Annotated in this window: 8 protein-coding genes; 1 reads left to right on the forward strand and 7 read right to left on the reverse strand. The window is 40.6% G+C overall.

From position 1 onward, the window contains the following. Positions 1-206: 206 nt before the first annotated feature. A complete protein-coding gene (locus tag I7X29_RS14945; protein ID WP_198475820.1) occupies positions 207-1,130 on the forward strand; it encodes an alpha/beta hydrolase in 924 nt (307 codons plus the stop codon). Positions 1,131-1,181: 51 nt separating this feature from the next. Here the strand turns inward: I7X29_RS14945 and I7X29_RS14950 are convergent, their stop codons facing one another. The 7 genes from I7X29_RS14950 to I7X29_RS14980 all read right to left on the reverse strand — a co-directional run. Further along, positions 1,182-2,522 (reverse strand): DUF4374 domain-containing protein, encoded by a 1,341-nt coding sequence (locus I7X29_RS14950; RefSeq protein ID WP_198475822.1) that lies wholly within the window; start codon positions 2,520-2,522, stop codon positions 1,182-1,184. Between the two features lie 32 nt (positions 2,523-2,554). Then, positions 2,555-4,696: a TonB-dependent receptor gene (locus I7X29_RS14955; protein WP_198475824.1), complete on the reverse strand. Its 2,142-nt coding sequence runs from the start codon at positions 4,694-4,696 to the stop codon at positions 2,555-2,557. 76 nt (positions 4,697-4,772) lie between these two features. Further along, on the reverse strand, positions 4,773-6,644 hold the full coding sequence (gene mnmG, locus I7X29_RS14960; RefSeq protein WP_198475826.1) for a tRNA uridine-5-carboxymethylaminomethyl(34) synthesis enzyme MnmG: 1,872 nt from the start codon (positions 6,642-6,644) through the stop codon (positions 4,773-4,775). 221 nt (positions 6,645-6,865) lie between these two features. Continuing rightward, complete coding sequence (locus tag I7X29_RS14965; protein WP_198475828.1) at positions 6,866-7,570, reverse strand: signal peptide protein, YSIRK family; 705 nt, start codon at positions 7,568-7,570, stop codon at positions 6,866-6,868. Then, entirely contained in the window at positions 7,570-8,049 is a 480-nt protein-coding gene (locus I7X29_RS14970; protein ID WP_198467221.1) for a hypothetical protein, read from the reverse strand. The genes I7X29_RS14965 and I7X29_RS14970 overlap by 1 nt, the downstream gene beginning before the upstream one ends. A 45-nt stretch (positions 8,050-8,094) precedes the next feature. Continuing rightward, positions 8,095-8,865: a hypothetical protein gene (locus I7X29_RS14975; protein ID WP_225883789.1), complete on the reverse strand. Its 771-nt coding sequence runs from the start codon at positions 8,863-8,865 to the stop codon at positions 8,095-8,097. A gap of 149 nt (positions 8,866-9,014) precedes the next feature. Further along, positions 9,015-9,798, reverse strand: a 784-nt coding sequence (locus I7X29_RS14980; protein WP_198475830.1) for a T9SS type B sorting domain-containing protein, incomplete at its 5' end; no start/stop codon positions are given.

The following is a 9,798-nucleotide window of genomic DNA, read 5'->3' on the forward strand; positions in this document are numbered from 1 at the left end:
CGGGTGGGGATGGGGTGGGAGCGGTGGGAGAGAAACTCGGAGGGACTAGGAGAAACTCGGAAGGACTGAGATTTAGAGAAAGAGAGGGGGGAATTTGGTGGTGATGGAAGTGGTGGACTTTTTTTGAGGGAGTGATGGGAGGGGTGAATAATTGAGTAATTGATATTTTTTTAATATCTTTGCACCTATATTTATATAAATCAATAATGAAAAGAGTTTTTATATTTTGGCTATTAGCTTGCTCTTTTGTTCAAGGGCAGACTTCTATTTGTATAGGTGAACAATTATCGGTTTCTTCTAAAGTGTTAGGTGAAACGCGTACTATAAGTGTGTATTTGCCTGATTCATATTATGATTCTACCTTGAAAACAGCAGATTATCCGGTGGTGTATCTGCTGGATGGGGAGACGAATTTTAATTATTTTAGTACTTTAATGGAGAAGTTGGCTCAGGGGATTCCTAATGTGCCTGAAATGATTGTCATTGGAATTGAAAACACTCAGCGTGAAAGGGATTTTGGGAGCGATAGTGACCGCTTTTGGCAGTTTATGGCTGATGAGCTTATTCCTTTGGTTAAAAAGCAATACAGATGTAGTGATTTTCGCATTTTAGTAGGTCACTCATTGAGTGGATTGGCGGTGGTTTCAGCTCTTAACAAACATACAGAGTTGTTTAATGCTTATATTGCACACGACCCGAGTTTGTGGTGGGGGAAAAACGATGGAGAACGGTTGTTCGAAGCGAATAAAGGAAAAGATTTTAAACATCGGATATTCTATTTATCGTATTCGGGGAAGAAGGTGCGCAACAATGGACGCAGTAGGCATCGGGAGGCGATAGAGGCGGTGCAAGCAATGGCGACAAAGGGAGATTTTAAGAATTTGGAGACTTATTTTGTTGAATACCCCAACGAGAATCACGGCACAATACAAGTGGTAGGAAATATGGATTTGATGCGGAGGCTTTTTGCAGAGATGTTCATCGATCGCAACGATATTGAGGAGAATCCAGCAGTTATCCAGCAGCGGTATGAGGCGCTTTCTAAAAGGTTACATTATAAGTTTGTGCCGAGTGAGAAGTATTTGAGAAATACCGAGAAATGGCTGAAGAAAGTAAAAAGTGAAAAGTAAAAATAGAAAAGGTGCTTAGAGAGATTGTTTTCCAAGCACCTTTTTGTTTTGTTATTTAAAGCGACCGATAGCGTTGATGAAAGAAGCACCTTTTACAGTGAGACCTTTGGTGGCTACATTGGTAGCAGGATTAATTACATAGATAGCAGGGTCACTGTTTTTTACATTTACTGGTAGATAGACTTTACCATTATAGACAGTAAGTTCTACGGGGTTTGACGTCATATTGGCAAAATCAGAGAGAGCTGGCAGTCCGGTTACCCAGTTGAAAGATTTAGCTTCCATATCTACAATAGCAAAGCGGTTTACATCTACTCCATTGAGGGCAGCTTTTGAAGCATCATTAAAGAACTCAAGCAAGAACTTATTACCAGTAATATGCCATACACGACGGAAGATTCCGTTATTGGATACTGCAGAAATATCAAAGAAGTAAGAGGCATCAAAGTCGGTAGCACCTTGTTTGATACGCAAAGCACCTGCAGGTTTTGTTGAAGCAACATCGGGGGTTTGAGGAGCTTTTACTTTAGGAGGATTCTTAGCAATTGCTCCTGAGAACACATATACATCGCCATTATCGGCTTTACCCATTTCTAACAAATATTGAGATTTGAAACGACCTGCGCTATAGCTGAGCTTATCGCTTTTATAGCTACGTTTGAGGTTCAAGTCTTTATCGAGTACCCCTACATATACTACATCGGGATTGTGGATTTTACCAGTGCTTGAACCTTGAGCTACTTGTACATCTTTGTAATCAGAAACTATCATACCGCTGAAGAACTCACCGTTACCATTGTCTAAGATACCAGCAAACGACACAATTTCTTGAGTAGAAGAGGAGGTGTTCATCTCAGGAAGAAGATTTGCTGTATGGATAGTTTTGGTAAAAGCTTTGGTATAATTGTTGGCATTGCGGAAGTTGAAGGTTGCACCGTCTTTTTTGCCTTCGTATTCTTGTCCGCCTACTACAGTTATCCAATAATCACTGAAGAAACCGAAAGTGGTGGCACGTTCGGCTACGTCAAAATCAGTAAGATGTTTTACACCTTGAGCTGTTTTTTCGTAAGAAATACCGATACCAGCTCCTTTAAAGCCATAGGATAGACCTACTGCTGTGTTCTTGTTGAACTGCCAGAAATAACCATTAGCTTCTTTGAATTGTTCTTGGTTAGCAGAAAGAGGGAGTTCACCATTTTCTACGTTTTTAGCGACCAATAGATAACGAGTTTTATTTTGATCTCCTCCAGCATCGATGAAGAAGTTAGCTCCCTCTGCAGAAGGAGGAGGAACTGGAGTATTATCGTCTTTTTTGCAAGACGTAAGGGCTACGAAGCTAACTAATGAGCCTACAAGTAGCGTTTTTTTGAATGTTTGAAAATTGATATACATATATTTAGAAATTAGTTGTTAGAAATTAGGGGTTAGTAGAATCGGTAGGAGAGTTTGGCATAGAAAGCGCGACCGGCTTTTTGGAGGCTGTAGTTATCGTACAACAATTCATCGGTGATGTTTTTGGCTTCTACGGAAAAACTTAACCGTTTGTTAGGAGTGTAGTAGGTAAGACTCACGTCGTGTGAGAGTTGGCGAGGGACTTTAATTTTTGTTCCTTCGCTTTGCCACGAGGTAAAAAACTCTTCGGTGAAAAAGAGATTATAGTTTAGTGATAGTCTGTCGCGTTTAGCAATGAGGCTTTCTATATTACAAGTAGCATCGGCGTTGCCAAATAGATAGGGCATATTGGGCAAACGGTCGTTATAGATAGCAGAAGGGCGACCTGTTTCAGTAAATTCTTCTTTGTTGCGCAAGTTCATATAAGACAAGTTGCCACCTACTGAAAAAGCATCTTTATAGAAGAAATAGCGCAGGGTAGCATCGACTCCCATATTGAGTACCTTATCGTGATTTCGGCTTCCTGCGGAGCCTTCATTAGCTCCTGCACTGATAATACTTCTGATGATATAATCTTTGATATAACGATAGGCAAAACCCACTTCTATTAAGAATGAATGCACTTTGAACGCAGGTTGATAAGAGAGATTTACATTCAGGTTATCGCTATTTTCGGGTTTGAGCTTATAGTTGCCAATTTCTAAATCGCCATCGCCAAAGAGTTCGGTATCAGTAGGTAGACGGAAGCTCTTTTCATAAGAGAGTTTGATTTGTAGAGGCTTTAAGAGCTGATAAGTAGTCGCCCCACCATAACCCCAAGCCTGAGTGTGATGAGTTTCTTCTTCATATACCGCGCGACTTCCATATCCAGTAACAATCACTGGACCTGTTACAGCTGTATTGTAATATTTACCGAAAGCTAATATATTCCAACGCTCGGAAGGGGTAAACTTATATGATAATCCAGAGATATTTTTCTCATTGACACGCCTCATAAAATCGGAATCGAGGGTATAGTTGGTAATGAGCATATTTTTGTTACGCCGAGTGTAATTACTGAAGGTGTGTGTGAGTTGAAAAGAGTGTTTTTCATTGAGTTGATAGTCTAAGTGTGAAGTAATATAGCCCGTTTTACCTTCAAAAATAGTATTTTGAAGTTGCGATTCACCACGAGTAACCATTGGTTCATACTCACCCGTCCAGCTATAACGGCGAGCTTCTTCATCTACATTTTGAGTGGTGGTAAAATCATAACGCCCTGTAAGGAAGAAAGAGAGACCGTTGAGGATATTCTTTTTCTCATATTCTACTGAAGATGAATAGTTATGAGATTTGCGGTACTTACCTCCAAAGACTTTTTGCATTAGGTTGGCATTTTGGAGTTGTTTATCCTCTTGACTATAATTGAGCGCAAAAGAAAGTTTATCAGTCCATTTTTCATCGAAAATATTCACACGACCTATGATAGCCTCGTTGTGATAACGGTCGTGAAAGCGTTTGAACCAACGTTTTTCTTTGGAGTAAGAGCCTGTTTGGAGGTCGAGATATTCAGTAAATACTTTATAGCTGTTATCGGAGTAATTTTGGTAAGCATTGAGTTCTACACTGATGTTATCGGTGAGGAATTGCCCGAGATTTAAGGTACTTTTATGGGTGTTGAAAGAACCAAAAGTATAGGATAGATTGCCATAGTTGTATCGGCTTTTGCGTGTTACTACATTGATAGCGCCCCCAAGAGCATCGGCACCAAAAGTAACAGGCACCACACCTTTGTAAATTTCGATACGTTCGATAAGTTCAGCGGGAATATTATTAATACGAAAAGAGGCATTAGCTTCGTTCATAGGTACCCCATCGATAAAGATACGCACGTGACGCCCCGTAAAGCCATTGAGATTGATATTCGCCTCTGCCCCTACCCCACCGGTTTCGCGCATCTTCACTCCCGATACACGGGCAAGCATATCGGCAGCATTGCTGTTGAGATTGCGGAGCTGTTGAGCTTCGATAGCCACCACGTTGTAAGCTGCTTTTTGCACTTGCTTGATAGGTGATTGTCCTGTGAGCACAACCTCACTGAGTTGCGTGACTTTTTCTTCAACAGGTTGAGAGAAGAGTTGAGTTGCAAAAAATGACGCTAATAAAAAGGTGATATTTTTAGGTGATAAAAACATTATCGTATCTCTGTTTTTAGAATAACGGGGGCAAAGGTACGAAAATTATTTTGAATAATCCTAAATTAGCAATAGTTTATCTTCCCATATATATCAATAGAATACTAATATCGGCGGGAGAAACACCGCTGATACGAGAGGCTTGAGAAAGGGTTGCAGGGCGTATTTTCTTTAGTTTTTCACGTCCTTCGAAAGAGAGGGAGATAATTTTATCGTAATCAAAATTATCAGGAATACGCACGCTCTCTAAGCGGTTCAGTTTATCGGCGTTATTGCGTTCTTTTTCTATATAACCTGCGTATTTAACTTCTACTTCAGCACAAGTTTTTTCTTCTTCATTAAGGTTATTTTTCTTTATATAGCTTGCAATGCGGTCTATAGACTCAAAATCGGCGAGGGTCACATCGGGGCGTGAGAGTACTTTTTGGAGTTTATCACCTTGTTTCATTGGTGATGAATCGTATTTTTCGAGAATAGGATTCACTTCGTCGGGGGTAACGCTCAATTCCTTTATATAGGTAATAAAGTCGTTTACTTTGCAATTTTTGGTTTCCCAAGCGCGGTAACGCTCTTCACTTACCGTACCTATTTCATACCCCAGAGGAGTAAGGCGGCTATCGGCATTATCCTGACGGAGGAGGGTACGGTATTCGGCACGTGAGGTGAACATACGGTAAGGCTCTTCGGTACCTTTGGTGATAAGGTCGTCGATGAGAACTCCTATATAAGCCTCGTCGCGTTTCAGTACAAAAGGCTCGCGTTCGCGCACTTTTAATACAGCATTCACGCCTGCCATCAATCCTTGAGCAGCAGCTTCCTCATAGCCTGTAGTTCCGTTGATTTGTCCGGCGAAGTATAAGTTTTCTATCAGTTTTGTTTCGAGTGTATGTTTGAGTTGGGTAGGTGGGAAATAGTCGTATTCAATGGCATAACCAGGGCGGAGGAATTTCACTTTCTCAAAGCCTGCCACCTGACTAAGGGCAGCATATTGCACTTCTTCTGGCAAAGAGGTTGAAAAGCCATTGACATACATTTCGACCGTATGCCAGCCTTCGGGTTCTACAAACAGCTGGTGACGTTCTTTATCGGCAAAACGGTTGATTTTATCTTCGATTGAAGGACAATAACGAGGTCCTACGCCGTGTATAATTCCTTGGAACATAGGCGAGCGGTCAAAGCCCGTACGAAGGATATTGTGTACGCGCTCGCTGGTGTAGGTCATATAACAATCTTTTTGTACGGCAAGAGGTTTTGTTTCAGAGGAAAAAGAGAATTTTTGAGGATGCTCGTCACCTGGTTGAGGAATCATCTTGGTAAAGTCGAGAGAACGAGCATCTACACGAGGTGGTGTACCGGTTTTCATACGACCAGCTTCAAAACCGTGTTGCACGAGACATTCGGTAAGTCCGTGAGCAGCAGGCTCGCCTACACGACCGCCGCCGAACTGTTTAAGCCCTATGTGCATCACCCCATTGAGGAAAGTACCATTGGTGAGCACCACACTTTTGGCTTTGATAGTAACCCCTAAAGAGGTGCGTACCCCCACTACCCTATCCTTTTCGATAAGCAGGTCGTTTACCATACCTTGGAAGAAATCGAGAGTAGGGAGACTTTCGAGCTGTAAGCGCCAAGCTTCGGAAAAGCGCATACGATCGGATTGTGCGCGCGGACTCCACATTGCAGGCCCTTTGGACTGGTTGAGCATCTTAAATTGGATAGCCGTTTTATCGGTAATAATACCCATATAGCCGCCCAGCGCATCGATTTCACGCACTATTTGTCCTTTGGCGATGCCTCCCACAGCGGGGTTGCAGCTCATTTGGGCTATATGTTGGAGGTTCATAGTAATAAGGAGGGTTTGTGCGCCCATATTGGCGGCGGCAGCAGCAGCTTCGGCACCTGCGTGCCCTGCGCCTACTACTATCACATCATATTCAGTTGTAAACATTTGTCGATTTGTCAATTTGTCGATTTGGTAATGGGAGTGTTCAAAAAGTTCTATTGCTATGGGCGTTTGCAGCACATACCCAGCTATCGCTGGCTTTCCTACAACATACTCTAAAAAAGAGTGATTATCAGTGTAGCAACAAAAAATTTGCCAACCATTTTTGATTGCCTATAATTTCAGGCGGCAAAGGTACAAAACAATTGACAATTAACAATTAATAATTAACAATTTACCTCGCGGTAAGCGCGCTCTAAGAAGCGATATTGAGCTTTGGGCATCGTTACAGTGATGGGGGTATTAGGTTGCTGGCGGGTGTAGATATAGGCTTCTTCTATTAGTCTATTACCTTTTTTTGAACGACTGTGGTGTTCTTGCCGACATTTCCATTCTAAATGCACTATATTCGTCAGCGGAATTCCCTCACTAAGATTCGACATAAAGTAGGCTTTCTCTTGGCAAATCACTACAAAAGGCGAATAGCGTTGAGCGAAGTTTATCAACTGCATCATTTGGGTAAAACGCTCGTAATCAGCATCGCTCATTGCTTCTAATAGCTTTTGTAAGTATTTAATATTTCGACTGTCGTGAAAATATAAGGCTATACACCATCCTAAAAATCCTGCTGCAGTAGGGTAGACTATAAAAGGATGCTGCTGGGTATAAAGAAGTAAATTTTCATAAAAAGAATGAGGCATATCCAACAACTCAAAAAGTAGAAAAGGGCAAAAAGTTAGGCAAAACAATAGCCCTATAGACACTGATACTACTCCTACGTATTTCTTTAATTTAGCGATGTACAGCTTCCGTTTTTCGGGCATATAACGCGGACTGCTATAGTGCAAGTTGTTATCGGGTTTTCTATTGAAAAAATAGTAACCCGTTGCTATGCAGAGTGCCCAAAAAGGGATAGTAGCAACAAAACCCATTATTGATTTTTTGTTAAAAGGTTATGAAGAGCTTGAATGCTTTTTTCAAATCGTTTAATGATTTTAGGGTTGGTAACCTTATGCCACAATTGAGGTTGTTCATACCAAGCGGTACTTGCGCCAGCGCGGCTATAGCCGAGCTCTAACTGTCCGTTGATATTTACTATAAAGTAGTAATCGGATGGGAAATAGGCATCTTTCACATCGAAGAAAACGATAGCTTTAGGGAGGTAGAAATCGCCGTATTCATAGGTAGTATGAGGCTTTTCGGTATTCCAAACCACAGCGTGTTTAAAAGATTTGTTATTATTCCAAAAAGCAAAGGTAGATTTTTTTTGAGGGAGCTCAAAAATTTGGAGCGCATCTTCGGGAATGAAGGCGCTGAGTGCTATAATTTTATCAAATAATTCGACTGTAATGACCTCGTTTTTCAGGGGTACATCGTGTAGTTTCTTTTCTCTATAGTAAATGCGTGGCATAATGATGTAAGTCTTTTTTGAGCGTGCAAAGTTAGTAATAATTTGTTAATTTGCCAATTCGTTAATAGGCTTGTAGTGTTTTTCTTTTTTGTTGTATTGCCATTCTATCATAGTTTCTTGCTTGGCGGAGAGTTCTTCATTACAAAAACCTTCGGCATCGGGAACGATATGTATTTGATTGGTAGTGCGGTGTTCCATCAGGGCAAAAAAACCGTATACCTTATGAGGTAGAATGCTAAAATGGCTGGTAGTTTCTTCTTTAGAGCCATTACAAGGGATGTGCCCCGCACTAAGTTCACCACCTTCTATCTTTCCTGAATAAGTCATTACATTGGCTGTAAATATGTTATGAAGTTTTTTACCTTTGGGTATCAACCAAAGTAGCTCTTCTCGTCCGGTAGGGTTATAGCGCACACTATTAGAAAAGAAAGCTCTGAGTTGGTAAGCGGGAGTTTTAGTATTCAGTTGTTGGGGGTGGGGTACTATTTCTAAGCCTCTCAAAGCGTTGTCTTCGGCTATAGACCATTGGTTTTCACCTTTGTAATAGGATTTTATTTTCTGTTTAGCTGTATGGTAGTTTATCACATACAAATCTATTTTTACAGCGCCCTGTTCTCTTTTAACAATTGGAAAGGTGATGAGCTGATACAGAGAGTCGCCTTGTACAGCTTGTGTGTTATAGAAGTCCCAATAAACTTGACGTTTTTCGATTTTGAATTTTTTTTCAATTGCTTTGAAAGCAGGTGTTTCATAAGGGAGGTTTTGAGAGAAAATTGCTAAGGGCAAGAATAGTAAAAGATACAGATAAGGTTTCATTTTTTTATTTGTTTTTATAAGGTTCATTAATCTTGGGGCAAAGGTACAAATAATTTGTCAATTAGTCAATTAGTTGATTTGTTAATAAAAAATAGTAGTTAGTTTTTTTGATAACCAACTACTATTTTCTATTTTTTAATTTCTATTTTCTATTTCTTGAGGTATAACCAACCTACTTTAGATTCTTTTTGACCATTTTCATCTATATATTCGATGATATAATAGTAAGTACCTTGTGGAAGATTTTCACTACCTTCTACCGTTACTCTACCATTAGAGAAGCCTTTGAATACATTGCGCACATTGTCGTAACCTTCTGTATCAAATACTTTTACGCCCCAACGGTTGAAAATACGTACTGTATTATTAGGATAGTTTTCAATACCACCGATGTGGAAGTGATCATTTTGAGAATTTCCACTGATACTTATAGCATTATAAATGGTTAAACCGTTAATCACTTTTACGGTTACAGTAGCGCTCACACATACTCCATCGGTATTACAGATTTCATACACAAAGGTATCTATACCTACAAAATTAGTATTTGGAGTATATGTTACTGTATTGTCGTGATTTACTACAGCTGTGCCATTTGTTGGTATAGTTGTAATATGAGGGGTAACCGTACCGTGAGGGGTATCGTTGTGCAACACATCTATTACAATAGGGGTGTTAATAGGGGTTGTTGCCTCATCATTTGCAGCTGCTGGAATTGGCGCTGGCGTTCTGTGAACTACTATAGTTACCGTGGCGGTACTGCAATTACCTGGGTTCAACTTCTCACAAATTTGATATACAATCGTATATGTACCTGCTGGAGTGTTGTTAGGCACGGTAATCTTACCTGTATGGGTATCAAGTGTTGGTGTAGCGATGCCTGGGGCTTTTGGCGTTGCAGGGGTGACTACACCTATAGTTACCGTGTGGGTT

This window comes from Capnocytophaga periodontitidis (assembly GCF_016126015.1).
Lineage (GTDB): Bacteria > Bacteroidota > Bacteroidia > Flavobacteriales > Flavobacteriaceae > Capnocytophaga > Capnocytophaga periodontitidis.